Genomic DNA, 19,772 nt, shown 5'->3' with positions numbered 1-19,772 from the left:
CCCGCGAACCATACGACACGGTCAGGCAGGCACACCGCATTATCCTTCTTCGCGGGCAAGCCTCGCTCCAACAGGTTGCACCTTCAACACACCAAAGCTGCTACAAAACGTCAGAGCAGGTACGATACGAACCTATTTTATCGGTGGCCGGGTTAATGAAATTCAAGGATCTACGGGATTTCGTGCAGCAGCTTGAGCAGCGCGGAGAGTTGAAACGCATTCAGATGCCCATTTCCCCAGTACTGGAAATGACCGAAATCTGTGATCGGACCTTGCGCGCCAAGGGTCCGGCTCTGCTGTTCGAAAAGCCGGTGGGCTTTGATATTCCGGTGCTGGGCAACCTGTTCGGCACACCGGAACGAGTGGCCATGGGCATGGGTGCCGAAGAAGTCAGCGAGCTGCGGGAGATCGGCAAGCTGCTGGCCTTCCTCAAAGAGCCCGAGCCACCTAAAGGCTTGAAAGACGCCTGGTCCAAGCTGCCGATTTTCAAGAAAGTCATCTCGATGGCGCCCAAGGTCGTCAAAGATGCGCCTTGCCAGGAGATCGTCATCGAAGGTGATGACGTGGATCTGGGCATGCTGCCGGTACAGACGTGCTGGCCTGGCGACGTTGGGCCACTGATCACCTGGGGCCTGACCGTCACCCGCGGCCCTAATAAAGAACGGCAGAACCTGGGCATCTATCGCCAGCAAGTCATTGGCCGCAACAAAGTCATCATGCGCTGGTTGAGCCATCGTGGCGGCGCGCTGGACTTCAAAGAATGGTGCATCAAGCACCCAGGCGAGCCGTTCCCGGTATCCGTCGCCTTGGGCGCGGACCCGGCAACCATTCTCGGCGCAGTGACACCGGTACCAGACAGCCTCTCCGAGTACGCCTTCGCAGGCCTGCTGCGCGGCAATCGTACCGAGCTGATCAAGTGCCGGGGCAATAACCTGCAAGTGCCGGCCAGCGCGGAAATCGTTCTGGAAGGCGTGATTCATCCCGGCGAGATGGCCGATGAAGGCCCGTATGGCGATCACACCGGTTATTACAATGAAGTCGACAGCTTCCCGGTATTCACCGTCGAGCGAATCACCCATCGTATCAAGCCGATTTATCACAGCACTTACACAGGCCGCCCACCTGATGAGCCTGCGATTCTCGGCGTCGCGTTGAACGAAGTATTCGTACCGATCCTCCAAAAGCAGTTCCCGGAAATCACCGACTTCTACCTGCCGCCTGAAGGCTGCTCGTACCGGATGGCCGTGGTGACCATGAAGAAGCAGTACCCCGGCCACGCCAAGCGCGTGATGCTCGGTGTATGGTCGTTTTTGCGACAGTTCATGTACACCAAGTTCGTTATCGTCACTGACGACGACATTAATGCCAGGGACTGGAACGACGTGATCTGGGCCATTACCACGCGCATGGACCCCAAGCGCGACACGGTAATGATCGAAAATACGCCGATCGATTATCTCGATTTCGCCTCACCGGTCTCCGGGCTGGGTTCGAAAATGGGACTGGATGCAACGCACAAATGGCCGGGCGAGACCACGCGTGAGTGGGGTCGGGTTATCGTCAAGGACGAAGCTGTTACACGTCGGGTCGACGAAATCTGGAATCAGTTGGGAATAGATTGATGCGCGTAACTTTGCAGCCTTCGGGTGCGGTGCTGGAAACCTTACCCGGCGAGCGGATCCTCGATGCGGCTCAACGGCTGGGTTATGAGTGCCCGCAAAGCTGTCGTAACGGCAATTGCCACGTGTGCTCTGCCCTGTTGGTGCATGGGCGGGTGAAGCAAGCCGACGACGAGCTGACCCACGGCGAGATCTATACCTGCCTCGCAGAACCGCTGGAAGACTGCGAAGTGCTATGGGACGGTGTGCTCGCCCTGGGTGAACTACCCGTGCGTACGCTTGCCTGTCAGTTGAGCGAATGCGTGGAAGTGGGCGGCGACGTCTGGCGCGTCGGCTTGCGTGCTCCGGCTGGCAAGCCACCGCGCTATCACGCTGGTCAGTACTTGATGATCCACAAGGACAGCGGCGAGAAATCGGCGTTCTCGCTGGCTTCCGCACCCCACAGCGGTCGCGACCTGGAAATGCACGTACTGGTCCGCGAAGCCAGCGCACAAAGCCTGATCGAGCAACTCCAACGCAATCAGATGGCCAGGATTGAGCTGCCGTTCGGGGACACTCATCTGGCCGACCTGCCCGATGGCCCGCTGGTACTGATCGCAGCCGGTACCGGCATGGCTCAGATGCACAGCCTGATCGAACACTGCCGCGCCAAAGGCTTTAGCCACCCGGTGCACCTGTACTGGGGCGCGCGCCGCCCGGACGATTTCTACGAAATCAAACATTGGGAAGAGTGGAAAAAGCTGCCCAACCTGTTCCTGCACAAAGTAGTCAGCGACCTGTGTGGCTGGGAAGGACGTTGCGGCCTGCTGCATGAAGCCGTTTGCGAAGACATCGACGACCTGTCGGCAGTCCATGTCTATGCCAGCGGATCACCCGCGATGATTTACGGCACCCTCGACGCACTGGTCAGCGCCGGGATGGATGCACATCAAATGCGTGCCGACGTATTCGCCTACGCGCCACGGCCCTGATTCCCCACGACGTTAGAAACGAAACCCCACATTGAGCATCGCAGCGGAGGCTCCTAACAGGATGACCTCCGCGTTGACCGGCCCTAGATGAACCCCTATCCCAGGGATAACCACCGGGGCTATACCGTAGCGATTCAACGGAATCTTGTCGCGGTACTCACCCCGATAGCCGTGCAGCAACCCACCCGTCACCTTCACATAGACCGGATACCGACTGCTGTCGAAGCGTTTCCCCATATAGCCATAAACAGAGCGTTGGGCGAAAGAATTACGGAATGTGGCCGCACCATAAACAAGTCCTGAAGCCTCGTTGCGCTCCAGACCAATCAGATTCTGATGGTTGTTGTGCTCCGGCGCGGGAGAAAAATGCCGGGTATAAACACTGGTCTGTATGACCCAAAAGCCCTGCTGAGGCTTATCGGCCTTAACCTGAGCGGTGAGTGCACAGAGCACCACACAAAGTGCCAGCTTGATTATTGATTCCACCTTCGTACCCCGAGCTTCGCTTAATACATTCCAAGGCTCGGCGTTATACAGCGCACATCAAAGGCTCAATAGTTGAATAGTCCTGCCGTTATGTAGGAATGGTCCTTGAATTAAACATAGACCCGTTGTGTCGCTTATCGGGAAGTCCGAGCGATCCGCCGACAGGTAACTTGCATGGATTGCTAATTGCATTAAAGATATCGAATCGTTTCAGCAGTGAAACGCCCTGCCAGCGCTTGAAGTCGAAGCCTCGCAGGCACTGGCCAAGCCACATTGTCCGCCGCGTCACTGCGCTCACCACACTAGATCCGCTACAACTGGCAGCGTAACGGCCAGGGGAGCCCGAATGGAGAATCAAATCAATAGCTTGTCAGCGGCCGTACACGACGGTCTCGGGCTGACGTATCCGCCTGTTATCGATCTGGGTCCACAACTGACCCGCGAGCAACTGATGCTCTCGATGAAGAACACGATGCAACGCCATGAAGGTGGGCCCGTATGGCTGTTCGCTTACGGGTCATTAATCTGGCGGCCCGAATGCACCGCTGTCGAGCGCCAGCGCGGCCGTATTCATGGCTACCATCGAGGTTTGTACCTGTGGTCTCACGAACATCGTGGTACCCCGGAAATGCCCGGACTGGTGTTTGGCCTTGATCGCGGCGGCTCTTGCAGCGGCTTTGCCTACCGCTTGCCGGAGGACAATCTTGAAGAATCTCTGCTTGCCTTGTGGCAGCGAGAAATGCCCTTCCCTTCTTACCGTCCGCATTGGCTGAGCTGCCGCCTTGCAGATGGACGCCGGGTTCAAGCGCTCGGATTCGTGCTGGAGCGACACTTGCCCAGCTATGCGGGTAACCTGCCAGATAGCGTACTCAGTCAGGTGCTGGCCAGCGCCAGCGGCCGCTACGGCACAACACGCGACTACGTCGAACAAACCGCCAACGCACTGCGCAGCCACGCCATGCCGGATCTGAATCTGGAGGCGAGGTTGAAGCGGTGTTGGGTTGAGGAGCAAGGGGCTTAACCCGTGGGACCGGATTTATCCGGGAAGAGGCAGGGAGGCAGCAACGCAGACGGGCTCACGGATTGGAATACTTTTTACTGTAGGAGTGAGCTTGCTCGCGATAGGGGCTGTTCAACCGACAAAATTCGTCGGCCAGGAGACCAAATCGCGAGCAAGCTCACTCCTACAGATCCATGCTCGGCACGATTCTGCCAGGCCAGGGCAAACGCATAAATCAGCGAATGCCCCGTCACCGTCTTAGCGACTCGTGCTCTCAATCTGCTTGTGCCACAACGTCGGCAGCAAGAAGACGATAGACAGCACGCAGGCACCGATCAGCAGGACAAAACCACCATCCCAGCCGAAGTGATCAACGGTGTAGCCCATGGCGGCACTGGCCGCAACCGAGCCACCCAGATAGCCGAACAGGCCGGTGAAGCCAGCCGCCGTACCCGCAGCCTTTTTCGGTACCAGTTCCAGCGCCTGCAGGCCGATCAGCATGACAGGGCCGTAAATCAGGAAGCCGATGGAAACCAGAGCAATCATGTCAACGGTCGGGTTGCCCGGCGGGTTCAGCCAGTAAACCAGCGTCGCGACGGTCACCAGGACCATGAACACTACGCCCGTCAGACCACGGTTACCTTTGAAGATCTTGTCCGACATCCAGCCGCACAGCAGCGTGCCTGGAATACCCGCCCACTCATAGAGAAAGTAAGCCCACGACGTCTTGTCGACGGTGAAGTGCTTGGCTTCTTTCAGGTAAGTGGGTGCCCAGTCCAGCACACCGTAACGCAGCAGATAAACGAACACGTTCGCCAGAGCGATGTACCAGAGCATCTTATTGCGCAGCACGTACTTGACGAAGATTTCCTTGGCGGAAAACTCTTCTTCGTGGCTGGAATCGTAGCCTTCAGGATAATCGTTCTTGTAGACCTCGATCGGCGGCAAACCTACCGATTGCGGGGTGTCACGCATGGTTGCAAACGCAAACACCGCCACCAGCAAAGCAACTGCTGCCGGCACGTAAAACGCAGCATGCCAGTCGTTGGTCCAGCCCATACCCAACAGGAACAGCGGGCCAATCAGACCACCACCCACGTTGTGCGCAACGTTCCATACGGATACCACGCCACCGCGCTCTTTCTGCGACCACCAGTGCACCATGGTCCGCCCGCTTGGCGGCCAGCCCATGCCCTGCGCCCAACCGTTGATGAACAACAGGATAAACATGATCGTCACACTGGACGTAGCCCAGGGCGCGAAACCGAACACGAACATGACGCCCGCTGAAACCAGCAGACCAAATGGCAAGAAGTACCTTGGGTTGGAACGGTCGGAAATGATGCCCATCAGGAACTTGGACAAACCGTACGCAATAGCAATCGCTGACATCGCCACACCCAGCTGTCCACGGGTGTAACCCTCGTCGATCAGGTAAGGCATTGCCAGCGAGAAGTTTTTACGAAGCAGGTAGTAACCGGCATAGCCGATGAAAATACCCGCGAATATCTGCCACCGCAGACGTCGATAGGTACTGTCGACCTTTTCTTCAGGCAGGGGTGCCTGATGTGCGGCGGGACGGAAGAAAGCAAACATCGAGACACTCCATTTTTTGTTTTTCTGCGCGAAAGCGAATATTACATTTTCATTACAGAAAAAAGCACTGCTTCTCGTCTGAGAATTTGCAGGAGATGCGGAGTAGGTCGTGTTGCTTTATGAACATCCCCCCAATGTGTAACTAAATACGAATTTTTAGGATCACTCCTACAGCCGTATCGGAAGCCGCAGGATTCTGCTCCTACGCAGCGGGCACCTACCATCGCAGCCTGCAGGGCCACCCCGCGCCCGTGACCGCTAGAGGTAGGTAGTGAAGTTATTCGTGTTTATTCTTATTGGCTGGTTTTCTACTGGCGTCTTGGCAAGCGACGCCCTGCTCAACCCCATTTCCAGACCGAATCCTGAATATCCCCAGGAGCTGGTGAAATCGCGTTACACCGGTAAGGTGCTGATCAACCTGACCATCAGCGCTTTCGGCACAGTGCAGAGTACGAGGATCATCGAGAGCAGCCATCCCAAACTGTTCGAGGCAGCGCTGCACGCAATCGTGAAGTGGCGCTATCAGCCATGGGAGGTTGCCGAAGGTAAACCGGGAAACGTCAGCATCGTCGTCCCAATACTGTTCGGCGCTCGCGGCATTGAACCGTTTTCGAAGGAAATAACCGTCGGCCTGGAACATACGCTCTGCGCTTATCTCAACTACGAGGCCAAGACCAGCAAGCTCGATTACCCAAAGGATCCCCTGAACAAGATTGATGTGTTCTGGCACACACGCCAGTATCTTGCGGGAAGTTATGTCGCGCATCGCGTACCGGAACAGGAGAAGCGCACGGCGCTATTTGCAGAGCTTGAGGGCGCTATTCCCGGGATCATCAAAGAATGCAGGCGAAATCCGGATGCTCGTTATGCGGATTACTTACCTCATCAGATTCGGACGCTGTTGTGATCGTCAGTCCAAAGGATTTCAACATGCGCATTCTCCTGATTCTCGTGAGCCTCTCATTGTCGCTCACCACACAGGCAGGCACGTCCTACCCAAAACCCATATACCTGCCCGACCCGAAATATCCCGCAACGATGTTCAAGGACAAAGAGGGAGGTTCGGTCACGGTTCGGATATTCATTCATGCCAATGGAAGCGTGGCATTCAAGGAAATCGTCAAGGCTTCAGACTCACAGCTCGCCGATGCAGTAAAGAAGGTAATTCCAGAGTGGCGCTTCACTGCCTGGACACCGCCTGCTGACAAACCTGACGGGGAGAGCTCACTTATGAGTTACAACTTCGATGCTAAGGCATATGACACAAACCTGGTCGCGAATATAGATCTGAAAAAACGGCGTTGCAGCCAGCTAAATAACGAGTTGACCTGGACTCGACATAGCCACTCCGTCGATGAAGCAAAAACGTTTCGCGACACCCGAAATTACCTGCTTAACGGAGCCGTGATCAGCGCGTTCGTAGCTGAAGAGGAAAGGCAGGCACTAATCGACGACTTCGACTTGGCAATACCCGCGATTATTAAAGGGTGCAGGAAACGCCCACGGGCGTTTTATGCTGACTTCCTGCCGAGACAGCTAAGGCAGATGTTGTAGATCGTCAAGGATGACCCTGGATCTGACATCCGCCAACCGATGAGGGTTGCGGATGCTTCTATATCTTCTTCTTTGCGAACGAAAGCGAAACGCAGATCAGGTCCGCGCTCCACTCTGCACAACTACTGGCCACGCCAAACTCAATAAACGACGTTGGCGAAACTTTTTGGTGTATCCAGGTAGGGGCTGATCGCAGCCTCATACTGAGTCACAGCAGCCTCAATACTGTGCTTAAGTACCAATGTTGCACGATCAATTTCAGTCATTGCCGCAGGTCCAGGAACGAACCGAATTTCGTGCGCAGGAACCTTTTCCTGAGCACTCGGGTTTATCAATGCATCGTCCGTATTCACTCCGGCTTCTACAGGCGGTACTGCCACCGCAGTCACCAACTCCAACGCTAGGCGCGCTTCATGTAACGCAACCTCATCAGCTTCGCGCTTGGCGAGCGCCTGCGCCGCAGCTTCGGCTTCCTGCAGAGCCAATTGGCGAGCAGCCTGCTCCGCTGCCAACCGGGTCGCTTCTTCAGATTGCCGTTGTGCCAACTGACGCACAGCCTCTTCTTGAACGCGACGGCGTTCAGCATCTTCAGCCTGACGCTGGACCTCTAGTCGGGCGACCTCCTGGGCCGCATGTAACGCAAGCTGACGAGTTTCATGCTCAAGCCTGGCCTGTAATGGCGCGAGATTGCTTATAAAACCCTGCAGAAACGTGATGATCTGGTGGCTCACCCATCGAGGAAATGGCCGATATTCCGGACCTCCGATGAAGGCGAGGTCATTACCTTGCAGCATGTCCAAAATGGTCTGGGCGATGTCACCGACCGGGGGAAGAGGGTGATAATGGGACCACTTATTATCGATCAAACCTTGCGCTATCGCACGGTAGTGCGCGACCAACTGCGCAGGCGTCATTGCGGATGTATGACCAGCGTGCGCCTCAACGTCCAAACGAACGGCGCGGGGAAGCTGGCTAAGTTGATGATTAATCTCGTGCATATATATACTTCCATGTCCATCGGATACTAATCCGATACATCCAATTTATTTATTATCTGGTTCTGGTTTGAAGCCAGGCTTGCCATTAGCGGCGCGCCACTCTTTAATCTCCAGCATGATTGCAAGCGCGCTGTCGTCTCTACCATTTTTCGGGTGAAAAATGACATCCGAACCGTCTGGATGTTCGGTGATTTTTTCGAAGTGCTCAACAAATTCGTCTACCTTCCTCTCGAATTTACGACCTCGTAAATTATCTGGATTGGCAGTCATGGAGTTCAAAAAGAACACAAACTCGCTTTCGGTGTAGTCTTCCAGCTTATCTTTGAAAAAATTCATTTCTTTGGCTTCCTATGATGATTGATATGCGCGCTTGGTGTCATTATAACCATGTTAGAAAAGTCGTAAACCTGCCCACCTTTCGCCAGTTCATTTATATGATGTATCTCAAATTTTTTACGATGACCTCGTCGCTCTGACTTTTCAACATAGGGAGCGATTCCATCTTTCATCAAGGCGACATCCCACATTGTGAATTGGCTGCTAAGTATTGGATCGCTAACAACTTCTTGCCAAACTGTTTTCCGCAAACTATCAAAACTGGAAAAGCGTCTACCTCGTAATTTGTCTGCAATCTGCGATGGAATAGCGGCCCCCTGCCCTGTAGTACTTTCACCAAGCCAGGTTCCAACAACAGATTGCCCATATCCACTCGCAACTCCAGGAATTTTTCGTGGATTTCTGAAATAGATGTATGGCTTTCCTAGCCCGAGTTCGGCGGGCAGATCGAGAATGTAATCATCAGGTTCCGCAACATGCTCTAGATGTACATAGTCTTCCGTAATGATGGGGGTGCCCGCACCACTATATATAGACGCTCCTTGTTGTACCGAGGGCAAGCGGGTGGAGCTATCTATCTGGGACGCATGTGGAGTCCAAACCAATGCAGGAGTCGTTTCACCATCACGTGTGAAAGTGTATGTATTCGTCGCCGGTTCATAGACAACAGGTCGGACGCGGACACGCGAGCCAACGTCTATGCCATCAGCTTTTACCCACGCAAGACGATCATCTTGCGCTTCTATATCTGGCATCAAGCGATGGGTGACGTCGACAGCACCTCTTTTGCTGGCGATAAATCCGATATCAATGCTGAGACTAACACCCACCGCAGATGCATCAACGGCGAACATATGAGGCGTTTGTTCCCCTGAAGAAATATCAGATGGGTACAAAGCAGCAAGAATTGAAAGCCGCCTGCCAAGCACTGCGCTTAATCTACGCACAAAAATTCGCTTTGCTACGTCGTTGGCATTCTCCCAATTGGATGGAAGTTGCTGCGTTGGATTATGTGGTCCTGCGACGACCGACCATACCCGTCCTGCATCAAACGTATGCGCAACATAGGCTTCAACACTTGCCGTCTGCCTTCGAACTTCTGCTCGTTCTGCCGCCTGCTCCGCCTCTAACGCGATGCGTCGAGTAAGCTCACTGAGTGCTTCCTCAGCTTGACGACGAGAAAGTTGACGCGCGGCCTCCTCTTCTTGAAGTCGAGCTTGTAACCGCGCAGCTTCCTCTGCCTGAAGTCGAGCTTGCAACCGCTCTGCTTCCACTGCTTGAAGTCGAGCCTTTAACTGCGCGGCTTCATTGGCTAGTCGCTCAGCATATTGGCGGGCTTCTTCAGCTTGTTTCGCAGCGGCGTCAGCACGAACTTTCTCTTGAGCAGCGACGATGGCATCGGCTTCAGCCTTGGCGCGCTCCTCGGCTTTCAGTTTGGCGTTATCCATCCATGCCCAGTAATACTCCTCATACTGAGCTCTCGCTATATCATCGTACATGCGCTCAGTGTCAGCCCATTGAAACGGGTCGTTTGGTCCATAGCTCGAATTCCATCCCGAGCCATCTGATCCCGACGAAGAACCCTGAGGAATGCCACGAGTAACTAGAATATTTTTCTCTGCCATACAGTTCTCCTTGATTTTCTGTATAGCTAGATCTAACTATCTTCACAGGAGCAAATGTGGTGCATATTTATTTTTAACTGCGGCGACCCTATTATTAGCTAATTATTAATATTGTTTACTGGCTAAAATTGAGATAAAACCGCGATTGCGGCGAGCCTTATGAAAGCAATCAAATCGTCGCCCCTAATAATAACATCCCCGCCCGCCTCTCCCCCAACAAATCAATCGCCAGCCCCGCCTCTTCCAATTGATATACCTTGGACACCAGCGATTTCAACTTACCATGCGCATACCAGCCAAACACCTCCAAAAAGTTAACGACGTTATCTTCAGGCCGGGGTACCTGATGGGTGGCGGAACAAGAAACCAAGCATCGAGACACTGCGTTTAGATTTTTCTGTGCGGAATAGAAAAACGCTTTGTTGTTACAGAAAACACTGCTTATCACGAGATAAGTTGCAGGGTATGTGGGGTGGCGCGTGAACATATCGCCAATGTGTAACTAAATACGAATTTTTAGGATCACTCCTACAGCCGTATCGGAAGCCGCAGGATTCTGCTCCTATGCAGCGGGCACCTACCATCGCAGCCTGCAGGGCCACCCCGCGCCCGTGACCGCTAGAGGTAGGTAGTGAAGTTATTCGTGTTTATTCTTATTGGCTGGTTTTCTACTGGCGTCTTGGCAAGCGACGCCCTGCTCAACCCCATTTCCAGACCGAATCCTGAATATCCCCAGGAGCTGGTGAAATCGCGTTACACCGGTAAGGTGCTGATCAACCTGACCATCAGCGCTTTCGGCACAGTGCAGAGTACGAGGATCATCGAGAGCAGCCATCCCAAACTGTTCGAGGCAGCGCTGCACGCAATCGTGAAGTGGCGCTATCAGCCATGGGAGGTTGCCGAAGGTAAACCGGGAAACGTCAGCATCGTCGTCCCAATACTGTTCGGCGCTCGCGGCATTGAACCGTTTTCGAAGGAAATAACCGTCGGCCTGGAACATACGCTCTGCGCTTATCTCAACTACGAGGCCAAGACCAGCAAGCTCGATTACCCAAAGGATCCCCTGAACAAGATTGATGTGTTCTGGCACACACGCCAGTATCTTGCGGGAAGTTATGTCGCGCATCGCGTACCGGAACAGGAGAAGCGCACGGCGCTATTTGCAGAGCTTGAGGGCGCTATTCCCGGGATCATCAAAGAATGCAGGCGAAATCCGGATGCTCGTTATGCGGATTACTTACCTCATCAGATTCGGACGCTGTTGTGATCGTCAGTCCAAAGGATTTCAACATGCGCATTCTCCTGATTCTCGTGAGCCTCTCATTGTCGCTCACCACACAGGCAGGCACTTCCTACCCCAAACCCCTATATCTGCCTCATGCCGAATACCCCGAGGAAATGCTCAAGAACAAAGAGGGTGGGAAGGTCAAGGTTCGACTATTCATCAACGCCAACGGCACAGTGTTATTCAAAGACATCGTCAAGGCTTCAGACCCGCGGCTCGCCGAAGCAGTGAAGCAAGTGGCACCAACCTGGCGCTTCACTGCCTGGACGCCGCCCGCAGACAAACCTCACGGTGAAAGTATTCTTTTGAGTTACGACTTCGATGCTCAGACACCCAATATTTCTAGCCTCAGCGCGAATGTCGAACTGAAGAAACTGCGTTGCAGTCAGCTTAATAACGAGTTGATCTGGACTCGACACAGCCTCCCTGTCGAGGAAGCAAAGACATTTCGTGACACCCGAAATTACCTGCTTAACGGAGCCGTGATCAGCGCGTTCGTAGCTGAAGAGGAAAGGCAGGCATTAATCGACGATTTCGACATGGCAAAACCCGCGATTATTGAAGGATGCAGGGAAAATCCACGGGCGTTTTATGCTGACTTCCTGCCGAGACAGCTAAGGCAGATGTTGTAGCTCGTCGAAGATGATCCTGGATCAGAGATCCGCCAACCGATGAGGGTGGCGGATACTTCTATACAGACATCAGCACATCACACGACCAAGGGAGCAAAAATGCGCATGTTGTCCATGTCGTAGACGTCCCCTCCGTCCTCAGGGGATAACACGTAACGTATTTCCAGCTTGCCTGATTGCAGTTGCGCCGAGGGTGCCCGCCCTTCCGTCATTGCAGCGAGGTCCTGAGGCGAAAATAGCGCGGTAAGCTCAGAGTTGCCTGCAACTGCTTTCCAGAACGCCTCTCTGAAGAAGCTGAATCTTTTGAATATCTTGTTGCGAAGCTGGTCAGCAATCGAAGAGGGAATGGCTGCCCCCGTCTCGGTTGCGGCAGCTTGCAGCCAATGATCACTCACGAGCTGACCGGCGCCAGTCGCTACCCCTGGATACTCCCAGGCGCGTTTGAACATGACGTAGACGGGCTCAAGTTCAGACTCGCAGGGGAAGACAACGATACAGTCATCAAAACCCAAGTCCTCAATGAAAGGAATTGGCTCTACCACCGGCACTCTGACAGGCGCGGTGTAGCCGGGGCGCGTAGGGCGGGTGTCGTTCACACCAGGAGACAACTGCGGCATCCACAGCACCTCGCTTACAGGAAGCCCTGGACGAACAAAACGATACGCACCGGAATCAACATCAAACACTGCCGCACGGACTTTGACTTTTGACGCGATGGTCGTGCCGTTTGTAGGCACGATGTATACATGAGCCAGCTCGGTAATTTCCCTCAGCCCATGACTCAGCTTGCCGTTGAGTTTCTTGGCCACGCCCGAGCTCATACGAAAAGGCAAATCGACCTCGGCATTAGCCTGAGCAAGCTCTTGCCAACTCTGGCCCTCGCTGGGCATAAAATCCGATAGCGGTAAGCTGATTGCAAACCGCTCTCCGCACCCCGGGGTATCAAATCGAAAGGACATGACACTTGCGTGCCTGGCAGTTTGTCGCTCCCCCAACAATGTTGCTTCCCAAGTAAGGCCGCTAACGGCCGAACGTATTGCCTGCTTGAGTTCGGTACCGGTTCTATCGGAACTGCTGGAGTTGTCTGGATAGGTAGTGATAATCCGAGGGATTGCGTCAATGTCGTCGATCATTGCAACGAGTACACCAGCATCTTTCAAAGGGCCAACGCCCGTCGCCGACGCCAAGCGAATCAGTTTCTCTTCCAGATCTTGTATTACGGCTTGCGCCCGTACATGCAGCGCTGAATGACGTGCCGCAAATATGGCTTTCTGAGCGAGATATCGATCACTCGCCGCTGAAATCTGTTGAAGAATGGACGACTGTATACCGTGATCAAGGTAATAAAAGGAGATGGATCTTATCGCATCGTCCTTGGCAAACCTTACCGTCATGTCCAGAAAGTTGAAGCGCTGTACGCCGAGCACAACCTCATGAAGGGCTGCTTCAATATTAGCCAGCTGCCTCTCTTGCGCAATGTAAAGATCACGACCGCTGCCTGGATGCTCTTTAACGGGATTGAGCAGGCCATCCAGAAGGGAAAAAACGCTTTCTACTTTATGCCGGGCGTCTTCTATCCGCTGAATAACTTTAGTGGTCTTCACAAGATTTTCAGAGGAAGCAATGCGAGCCCGATATTCATCACTTGGCCTTGCGCCGGTCGGCTTTGGTCTGACGGGAGGAAATGAGTCATCAGAGAAGGCCAACTGGCCGTTATCGTTGTGCCATTTCTTGATGGTGTAAGCTATATCGCCCACACCGTATCCCCCACCCATTAAAAGTTGGGCGTCGGGGTAGAAGAGCAAATCTGCACCCTTGGGGTGTTTTACCAGCTTATCGAAATGGTTAACTAGCTGGTTATGTTCGCTCAGCGCACCGTTTACATCTGTAATTTTTTGAACCAGATACTCAAATTCCGCACGCGTGTAATCCTGCAACTTTTGTTTAAGTTCCATCTTTATTTTCCTGCAATGTGTTTGGGGAGCCAGATCCTGCTCACTTTGGCGAGCTGGTTGGGGCATTCTAGTTTTTGTTAGTCAGTGTGAAGACAATCGCATTAACTTCCATTGACTCAAGGTATTGAAAGTAGACTCTGATATCAGGATTTATTTCTGGATGCGGTTGATAGGATTCCCAACCACCGGTCTGCCCCAGCGGTTGAGGCATGCGAACCGGGCCAGAAGACTCCATAGGCTTACCCAAAAGCGCATGAACGCCCGACTGGTTCATTCGCAGAGAGTAAGGCCTTGGCAACTCTCCAGTGTACTCGACTGTCGAAGGAGTCGACTTCCGAAGGGTGATGCAAAGCCCTTGAAAGCGACGCGTGTCAGCCCGGAAACTCATCGAGATCCCAACCTGGGGCTCTAGATACAGTTCATCATCACCTGGAAACAACTCTAAAAACTCATCATCGGAGACAAGTGACTTTGACAGCAGATATTCATGGGTTTGACCAAGGCTTTTTATCCAACTTTCGATCTTAGACGCACTCATTCGCATCGTCCTATTTAGATGATGACCTGTAAGTAAGAAATAAATCAAGCTCCTTGGGAAGCTCATATTTCTCTACTTCTTCGATGGCAGATATTTGCTCAGCATCCAGCTGATAATCAAAAATCCAATCGCTTTCATCCTGCCAGTTCATAATAGCGGCGAGCTTATTAGTAGGCATAGCGACGCCAACTTCATAAACTGGAAAATTTTCGCCTTTGGGAACGCCCATAATAAGGTGCTTCATAGTTTAATTCTCCGATCACTATCCGCTGTCCTTAATTCCACGCCAGTCAGATAGTCAAACTGCAATGTGTCTGGCGAGTCATATTCCGCCTACTTTGCGGCAAACGGGACAGACCTTAGTTAACCTTAAATTTTATCACACACACTGAACGCAATATAATCAACCTGCTCAGATTCAAGATAATGAAAAGTCACTTTCGCATTTGGGTATAGAGTCTGATCTAGCGGATACGCATCCCACCCTCCGGTGAGCCCTACCGGAAATGGCATTTTTGCGGGACCAGATGATTCGGAGGGAGTCCCGAATATGCGGTGTACTGAAGGCTTATTCATATTTAATGTATATGGATCTGGTAAATCCCCATGATACTCCCGCTCTTCCGGAAAAACTTTAATTAGCGTTATGCAAAAGGATTCGAACCTACCGTCCTCATCCCGAAAAGTCATACTTATGCCTTTTTCGGGCTGCAAGTACACTTGTTCATCGCCGGAAAACAACTCCACCAACTCATCATCGGAGACAAGTGACTCTGACAGCAGATATTCATGGGTTTGACCAAAATTTTTTATCCAACTTTCGATCTTTGACGCACTCATTCGTACCGCCTTATTAATATGATGATCTGCAAGTAGGAAATAAATAAAGTTTCTTAGGAAACAGCACGCGTGCAACCCTGAAACTTCTGCATGAGCTTCATTTTTGTTGTCCTGCAATGTGTCTATCGAGTCACATCCTGCCCACTTTGGGCGAGCAGGATGGGGCTTCTAGTCTTTGTTGAACCGTGTGAAAACAATCGCACTCACTTCCATTGACTCGAGGTATTGAAATTGAATTTTTACATTCGGGCATACCTCAGCATCTATTTGATAATATTCCCAACCGCCAGTCTGCCCCCTAGGTTCAGGCAGGCTGACCGGTCCAGAATACTCCAGAGGTTGACCAAAAATTGCGTGAACATCAGACTGACTCATTCGCAACGAGAAGGGTTCTGGTAGCTCGCCTGTGTACTTGACTGTAGAAGGTGTTGTGGTCAATAGAGTGATGTGCAGTGAGCGGAAGCTCAGAGTGTCCGCCGCGAAATTTATTTCCAAACCGATTTCAGGCTCGAAGTAAAACTCATCATCTCCCGGGAAAAGTTGAACTAGCTCGCTGTCCGGAATTATGGATTTCGAAATCATCTCACTATGAGTCATTCCTAGACTCTCTATCCACACCTTGATATTCGCTGCGCTCATAGATACCACCCCTGTTTTATATTTAGTTCATGAAGTTCAAGACGGGCTGCCTCGACAGCCCCCTCATCAAGTCCGGCCTCGATAAGCCCAGGTTTCATCGCGTTAAGGTTGCTGTCCACTGCTGCTCGCAAATCTGAAGCATCAGCCTCCTGTTTCAATGCTGTGTTTCTCCCACCATATGTTTCGCTGAATTTCTGATGCACGTGAACCGGAATCGCAATACTTGGTGCTTTGCGCAGAAAATCGTTCATTTCATGCTTACTAACGTCGGGGTATTGTTTAAAGATGTGCCTCTTAAGCGCCTGCCTAGAAACAATATGATCAATATCAAGCCCATCCAAACGGCTCCTTCCACTCAACTCGTTATACGGTCCAACCTCCAACGGATCAACCGGCGGCCCAGCAAACACCAAATCCGGCGACGGCAAATCATCATCTTCGCCATACCCTGGAATACTGGCATTAACATCGTCCGGATCCACAGAAGGAAGTGATTCGTTTTGTGAGTCAACAGGATCAATCGTTTCACCAGGGTAGATCGCGGGTTGCTCTGGCGCTGCCGGCAATTCCGTCGGACCAAGTGATTCGCTGCCCGGCGGTACCAGCGGAGTCCAGGTTTGGTTTGCGCCGGAAACTGGCCACGGCAAAAAGGTTGGAGTGACGCGAAGCAGCCCATTGGGGCTGTTGGGTAATGTGATGCTGAGCTGATCCAGCTTGAAGAACGCGGCTCCATCATTTGCCGCATTGCTGACGCGGATTTCGAACTCTCGTCGATCACCGCTCCATGTTGCTTTGGGTGCATATGGAGCGAAGCCACGCGCCATACGCTTTCGGTTAAATTCGTCCAGCGATCTGCCAAGCACCGAGTCTTCGGCAATAGTGCGCCAGAGTGCTTTATCGAACGCCCCAATCGACGCGAACTCTTTATGCTGGTACAGCTCGCCAAACTGCGCAGGTATGAAGGCGCCAGTTCCCTGTGTAGCGGACTTCCACCAATCTGCCGATGCAGCCTGACCATTACCCGTCACAACGCCCGCTTTCTGTATTTCATTGGCGAACGAAAAGTACTGGGGCTGCAAGCCAGAATCTGCCGGGAAACAAACCACGCAATCGCTGATACGGGTATCAACTCCCAAAGGGACATCGACGGCCTGCGGCTCTGTGGCGTGCAACTCAGGGCTACCCAAGCCTGTGACCTTTGGCGCAGCAGTTGATGAATCAAACTCCAGATACTTTGGCTGCGGACCAGAGGTTTGTGCTTGATAGGTATTGCTCAAAGGGTCGAACGATGCCTGGAATACGGGGACACCAGCAGATACTGAACCACCCGTACTGACGAGGTGCAGCTCAGTGCCCCGCTCGGAAGGAATTGCTTTGATTCTGCTGGGCAGCTCCACCGAACCACCAACATCAGCAATGGTGTTCAGGTCAGTATTTGTCGGCATGCCTAGCGCCTGAGGCCTTACAGCTACACCCTGAAACAAGCGACGCCGTTGTTCGGAAGTGAGCTCCCCATTGCCTAGCTCAGGCGAGTAAAACAGCGCTGAAACACCCATACTAACGGTCTGCCCCAGACGTATAGCGGCAATACGTGCAAGCTCTTTTGCCGCTGACGTAATGGCCCCCTCCAGAGCAACAGCGGCGCCTTCGGCGACTGCTATCCCGCTTCTACCCCAGACCATCGCCCCGCCAGCAATAGCTGGACTCGAGAGGCGGATAGTATTTGCTGCCTTGATCAATTCGCGGCGCGATTCCCCATCAACACGCGTTTTGAATTTGATCTGCTCTTCGCGCTGCTCTTCGTAACGTCGGTGACCTTCATGTATCGCATCAATTTCGCGCCATCTTATTTCCTGCTCGACGTAGTGAGCAGATAACGCTTGGGATTTCGCCGCCAGGATGCGAATTGCTTCCGACAACAAGCTAGCATCATGCGCAGCAGCGTAAGAACTTTCCCACTTATCATGAGCGCTAAGTGCCAACGCAGAACTGCCGGCGCTATTTTGAACCAGACCATGCCCATACTCATCAACACTTTGATTGAGTGGATTTCGACCATTAAATAAGTTGGCCTGAACGTTTTTCGCCTGCAACTCTGCAGTTCTTTTGGCGATCAACCCTTCAACTTCAGACTTTTCCTTAGCGATTAGGTAAAGCTGCCACCTTTCGACCTTTGACGGATTAGGCGCTCTCTTTTCAGAAAGAATATCTGATTCAACCTTACTCGAAAGGTCTGCTGCCTTTGCAGAGTAAGCTTTATCTAGCGCAGCTTTCTTCTCGGGATAATATCCAGCAAGCGATTCGATAGTTTGCTTATGAATAGCAGCAGCATGCTCTCGTTGAGCTTGTGCCTCTGCATTAGCAATGGCGTCCCGAGCACTCTGCTCTCTGGCAGCTTGTTGCTGCCGTAGGCGCCGCATTGCCTCCTTATTGGTCATGCCGCTATGGCCACCGCGACGCAGGCCGATACCAGAACCGCCCGCTCCGATCGGAACTCGATCATTTGAGGACGGTCCGCCGCTAGGCGAACCTGGCCTAATAACTACATCATCTGAGTTGCTCATACAGTTCTCCTAATTAGCTGTATGGCAACTACTTAATAGTTCTCCGGCAAAAGATTGTGGTATATAAATATTTTTTAGCTCAACAGGCTAATCAGCATCACGATCAAAAAGTGATACTCACCGAACCCCAACAACAACCTTCCCAACCGCCCGCCTCGCCCCCAATGAATCAATCGCCTCACCCGCCTTACTCAGCGGATAAACCTTCGACACCAACGGCTTCAACTTGCCCTGCGCATACCAGCCAAATAACTGCTGGAAGTTCGCCACATTATCTTCAGGCTGACGTTGCGCAAATGATCCCCAGAAAACACCAATGACTGAGGCGCCTTTCAATAGCGCGAGGTTGACGGGCAGTTCGGGAATGCGGCCGCTGGCGAAGCCGACGACCAGCAGGCGGCCGTTCCAGGCGATGGAGCGGATGGCTTGGTCGAAGAGGTCGCCGCCGACGGGATCGTAGATAACGTCGACACCATTGCCATTGGTGAGGCGTTTAATTTCTTCTTTGAGGTTGGCTTCGCTGTAGTTGATCAGTTCATCTGCGCCAGCCTGCTTGGCAACGGCTAGTTTTTCCGCGGAGCTGGCGGCGGCGATGACACGGGCACCCATAGCTTTGCCGATTTCAACAGCGGCCAGACCAACCCCACCCGACGCGCCAAGAACGAGCAGGGTTTCGCCGGGTTGCAGGTTGGCGCGTTGTTTAAGGGCGTGCATCGAGGTGCCGTAGGTCATGCTGAAAGCGGCTGCGGTGTTGAAATCCATCGCGGGCGGCATGGGCAGTACGTTGTAGGCAGGCACGGCGACTTGCTCGGCGAAACTGCCCCAGCCGGTGAGCGCCATCACTCGGTCGCCGACTTTCAAATGGGTAACTTTTTCGCCAACCTCAGCCACAACACCTGCGGCTTCTCCGCCTGGGGAGAAGGGAAATGGCGGCTTGAATTGGTACTTGCCTTCGATGATCAATGTGTCGGGAAAGTTGACCCCGGCAGCGTGCACATCCAGCAGGATTTCATTCTTCTTGATTTGCGGGCTGGCGATGTCTTCGAGGACGAGGGTTTCGGCGGGGCCGAACGCTTTGCACAGCAAGGCTTTCATCGGACTATTCCTTTTGGATTTGTGGCCGATACGTTCAGG

The 19,772-nt window shown here is 52.9% G+C and carries 19 protein-coding genes; 7 read left to right on the top strand and 12 right to left on the bottom strand.

The features are described from left to right. Window positions 1-155 precede the first annotated feature (155 nt). Together ubiD and ACYASS_RS07080 are read left to right on the top strand one after the other, a co-directional pair. Window positions 156-1,622, top strand: a complete 1,467-nt coding sequence (ubiD, locus tag ACYASS_RS07085; protein ID WP_122667047.1) for a 4-hydroxy-3-polyprenylbenzoate decarboxylase — start codon at window positions 156-158, stop codon at window positions 1,620-1,622. Continuing rightward, entirely contained in the window at window positions 1,622-2,590 is a 969-nt protein-coding gene (locus ACYASS_RS07080; protein ID WP_463585599.1) for a CDP-6-deoxy-delta-3,4-glucoseen reductase, read from the top strand. The genes ubiD and ACYASS_RS07080 overlap by 1 nt, the downstream gene beginning before the upstream one ends. A gap of 12 nt (window positions 2,591-2,602) precedes the next feature. On the opposite strand, the gene ACYASS_RS07075 is transcribed toward ACYASS_RS07080, so the two are convergent. Next, entirely contained in the window at window positions 2,603-3,046 is a 444-nt protein-coding gene (locus ACYASS_RS07075; protein WP_463585672.1) for a sn-glycerol-3-phosphate transporter, read from the bottom strand. Window positions 3,047-3,422: 376 nt separating this feature from the next. On the opposite strand from ACYASS_RS07075, the gene ACYASS_RS07070 reads away from it, so the two are divergent. Next, the gene (locus ACYASS_RS07070) at window positions 3,423-4,097 is read left to right on the top strand and encodes a gamma-glutamylcyclotransferase (RefSeq protein WP_463585598.1); all 675 of its coding nucleotides are present in this window, start codon (window positions 3,423-3,425) and stop codon (window positions 4,095-4,097) included. Between the two features lie 237 nt (window positions 4,098-4,334). On the opposite strand, the gene glpT is transcribed toward ACYASS_RS07070, so the two are convergent. After that, window positions 4,335-5,672: a glycerol-3-phosphate transporter gene (gene glpT / locus ACYASS_RS07065; protein WP_243243941.1), complete on the bottom strand. Its 1,338-nt coding sequence runs from the start codon at window positions 5,670-5,672 to the stop codon at window positions 4,335-4,337. A gap of 271 nt (window positions 5,673-5,943) precedes the next feature. Between glpT and ACYASS_RS07060 the strand changes: the two genes are divergently transcribed. Continuing rightward, window positions 5,944-6,579: an energy transducer TonB gene (locus ACYASS_RS07060; protein ID WP_463585593.1), complete on the top strand. Its 636-nt coding sequence runs from the start codon at window positions 5,944-5,946 to the stop codon at window positions 6,577-6,579. A gap of 23 nt (window positions 6,580-6,602) precedes the next feature. Continuing rightward, entirely contained in the window at window positions 6,603-7,226 is a 624-nt protein-coding gene (locus tag ACYASS_RS07055) for an energy transducer TonB family protein (protein WP_463585597.1), read from the top strand. Between the two features lie 140 nt (window positions 7,227-7,366). Here ACYASS_RS07055 and ACYASS_RS07050 read toward each other — a convergent pair whose 3' ends face one another. From ACYASS_RS07050 to ACYASS_RS07040, 3 genes are read right to left on the bottom strand one after another with little or no spacing between them, the layout of a single operon-like run. Beyond that, complete coding sequence (locus ACYASS_RS07050) at window positions 7,367-8,224, bottom strand: hypothetical protein (RefSeq protein WP_463585596.1); 858 nt, start codon at window positions 8,222-8,224, stop codon at window positions 7,367-7,369. Between the two features lie 45 nt (window positions 8,225-8,269). Further along, window positions 8,270-8,560, bottom strand: coding sequence for a bacteriocin immunity protein (locus tag ACYASS_RS07045; RefSeq protein ID WP_463585595.1), 291 nt, complete (start codon window positions 8,558-8,560; stop codon window positions 8,270-8,272). Next, window positions 8,557-10,185 carry an S-type pyocin domain-containing protein gene (locus ACYASS_RS07040; protein ID WP_463585594.1) on the bottom strand — a complete coding sequence of 543 codons (1,629 nt, stop codon included), beginning with the start codon at window positions 10,183-10,185 and terminating at the stop codon, window positions 8,557-8,559. Before ACYASS_RS07040 ends, ACYASS_RS07045 begins: the two co-directional genes overlap by 4 nt. A 631-nt stretch (window positions 10,186-10,816) precedes the next feature. On the opposite strand from ACYASS_RS07040, the gene ACYASS_RS07035 reads away from it, so the two are divergent. Together ACYASS_RS07035 and ACYASS_RS07030 are read left to right on the top strand one after the other, a co-directional pair. Next, a complete protein-coding gene (locus ACYASS_RS07035; protein WP_463585593.1) occupies window positions 10,817-11,452 on the top strand; it encodes an energy transducer TonB in 636 nt (211 codons plus the stop codon). A gap of 23 nt (window positions 11,453-11,475) precedes the next feature. Next, window positions 11,476-12,102 carry a TonB family protein gene (locus ACYASS_RS07030; protein WP_463585592.1) on the top strand — a complete coding sequence of 209 codons (627 nt, stop codon included), beginning with the start codon at window positions 11,476-11,478 and terminating at the stop codon, window positions 12,100-12,102. 77 nt (window positions 12,103-12,179) lie between these two features. Here ACYASS_RS07030 and ACYASS_RS07025 read toward each other — a convergent pair whose 3' ends face one another. From ACYASS_RS07025 to ACYASS_RS06995, 7 genes are all read right to left on the bottom strand, one after another. Next, complete coding sequence (locus tag ACYASS_RS07025) at window positions 12,180-14,057, bottom strand: S-type pyocin domain-containing protein (protein WP_463585591.1); 1,878 nt, start codon at window positions 14,055-14,057, stop codon at window positions 12,180-12,182. 67 nt (window positions 14,058-14,124) lie between these two features. Then, window positions 14,125-14,595 (bottom strand): DUF6392 family protein, encoded by a 471-nt coding sequence (locus ACYASS_RS07020; RefSeq protein WP_463585590.1) that lies wholly within the window; start codon window positions 14,593-14,595, stop codon window positions 14,125-14,127. A gap of 10 nt (window positions 14,596-14,605) precedes the next feature. Further along, window positions 14,606-14,839 carry a DUF7683 domain-containing protein gene (locus tag ACYASS_RS07015; protein ID WP_463585589.1) on the bottom strand — a complete coding sequence of 78 codons (234 nt, stop codon included), beginning with the start codon at window positions 14,837-14,839 and terminating at the stop codon, window positions 14,606-14,608. A 125-nt stretch (window positions 14,840-14,964) separates the two neighbouring features. Beyond that, window positions 14,965-15,435, bottom strand: coding sequence for a DUF6392 family protein (locus tag ACYASS_RS07010; RefSeq protein WP_463585588.1), 471 nt, complete (start codon window positions 15,433-15,435; stop codon window positions 14,965-14,967). Window positions 15,436-15,603: 168 nt separating this feature from the next. Continuing rightward, on the bottom strand, window positions 15,604-16,074 hold the full coding sequence (locus ACYASS_RS07005; protein WP_463585587.1) for a DUF6392 family protein: 471 nt from the start codon (window positions 16,072-16,074) through the stop codon (window positions 15,604-15,606). Then, complete coding sequence (locus ACYASS_RS07000) at window positions 16,071-18,512, bottom strand: S-type pyocin domain-containing protein (RefSeq protein WP_463585586.1); 2,442 nt, start codon at window positions 18,510-18,512, stop codon at window positions 16,071-16,073. Before ACYASS_RS07000 ends, ACYASS_RS07005 begins: the two co-directional genes overlap by 4 nt. 243 nt (window positions 18,513-18,755) lie before the next feature. Further along, window positions 18,756-19,733 (bottom strand): NADPH:quinone oxidoreductase family protein, encoded by a 978-nt coding sequence (locus ACYASS_RS06995; protein WP_463585585.1) that lies wholly within the window; start codon window positions 19,731-19,733, stop codon window positions 18,756-18,758. Between the last annotated feature and the right edge of the window lie 39 nt (window positions 19,734-19,772).

Source organism: Pseudomonas sp. HP_14, from assembly GCF_055283875.1.
The sequence above is the reverse complement of the archived record's forward strand: the minus strand, read 5'-3'. Positions and strand labels throughout refer to the sequence as shown.

Excerpts from the sequence above, each read along its gene's own strand:
- ACYASS_RS07015 (WP_463585589.1), bottom strand. The coding sequence starts at position 14,839 with ATGAAGCACCTTATTATGGGCGTTCCCAAAGGCGAAAATTTTCCAGTT.
- ACYASS_RS07070 (WP_463585598.1), top strand. The coding sequence starts at position 3,423 with ATGGAGAATCAAATCAATAGCTTGTCAGCGGCCGTACACGACGGTCTC.
- ACYASS_RS07025 (WP_463585591.1), bottom strand. The coding sequence starts at position 14,057 with ATGGAACTTAAACAAAAGTTGCAGGATTACACGCGTGCGGAATTTGAG.
- ACYASS_RS07040 (WP_463585594.1), bottom strand. The coding sequence starts at position 10,185 with ATGGCAGAGAAAAATATTCTAGTTACTCGTGGCATTCCTCAGGGTTCT.
- ACYASS_RS07005 (WP_463585587.1), bottom strand. The coding sequence starts at position 16,074 with ATGAGCGCAGCGAATATCAAGGTGTGGATAGAGAGTCTAGGAATGACT.
- ACYASS_RS07045 (WP_463585595.1), bottom strand. The coding sequence starts at position 8,560 with ATGAATTTTTTCAAAGATAAGCTGGAAGACTACACCGAAAGCGAGTTT.
- glpT (WP_243243941.1), bottom strand. The coding sequence starts at position 5,672 with ATGTTTGCTTTCTTCCGTCCCGCCGCACATCAGGCACCCCTGCCTGAA.
- ubiD (WP_122667047.1), top strand. The coding sequence starts at position 156 with ATGAAATTCAAGGATCTACGGGATTTCGTGCAGCAGCTTGAGCAGCGC.
- ACYASS_RS07010 (WP_463585588.1), bottom strand. The coding sequence starts at position 15,435 with ATGAGTGCGTCAAAGATCGAAAGTTGGATAAAAAATTTTGGTCAAACC.
- ACYASS_RS07000 (WP_463585586.1), bottom strand. The coding sequence starts at position 18,512 with ATGACCAATAAGGAGGCAATGCGGCGCCTACGGCAGCAACAAGCTGCC.
- ACYASS_RS07030 (WP_463585592.1), top strand. The coding sequence starts at position 11,476 with ATGCGCATTCTCCTGATTCTCGTGAGCCTCTCATTGTCGCTCACCACA.
- ACYASS_RS07055 (WP_463585597.1), top strand. The coding sequence starts at position 6,603 with ATGCGCATTCTCCTGATTCTCGTGAGCCTCTCATTGTCGCTCACCACA.
- ACYASS_RS06995 (WP_463585585.1), bottom strand. The coding sequence starts at position 19,733 with ATGAAAGCCTTGCTGTGCAAAGCGTTCGGCCCCGCCGAAACCCTCGTC.
- ACYASS_RS07050 (WP_463585596.1), bottom strand. The coding sequence starts at position 8,224 with ATGCACGAGATTAATCATCAACTTAGCCAGCTTCCCCGCGCCGTTCGT.
- ACYASS_RS07080 (WP_463585599.1), top strand. The coding sequence starts at position 1,622 with ATGCGCGTAACTTTGCAGCCTTCGGGTGCGGTGCTGGAAACCTTACCC.
- ACYASS_RS07020 (WP_463585590.1), bottom strand. The coding sequence starts at position 14,595 with ATGAGTGCGTCTAAGATCGAAAGTTGGATAAAAAGCCTTGGTCAAACC.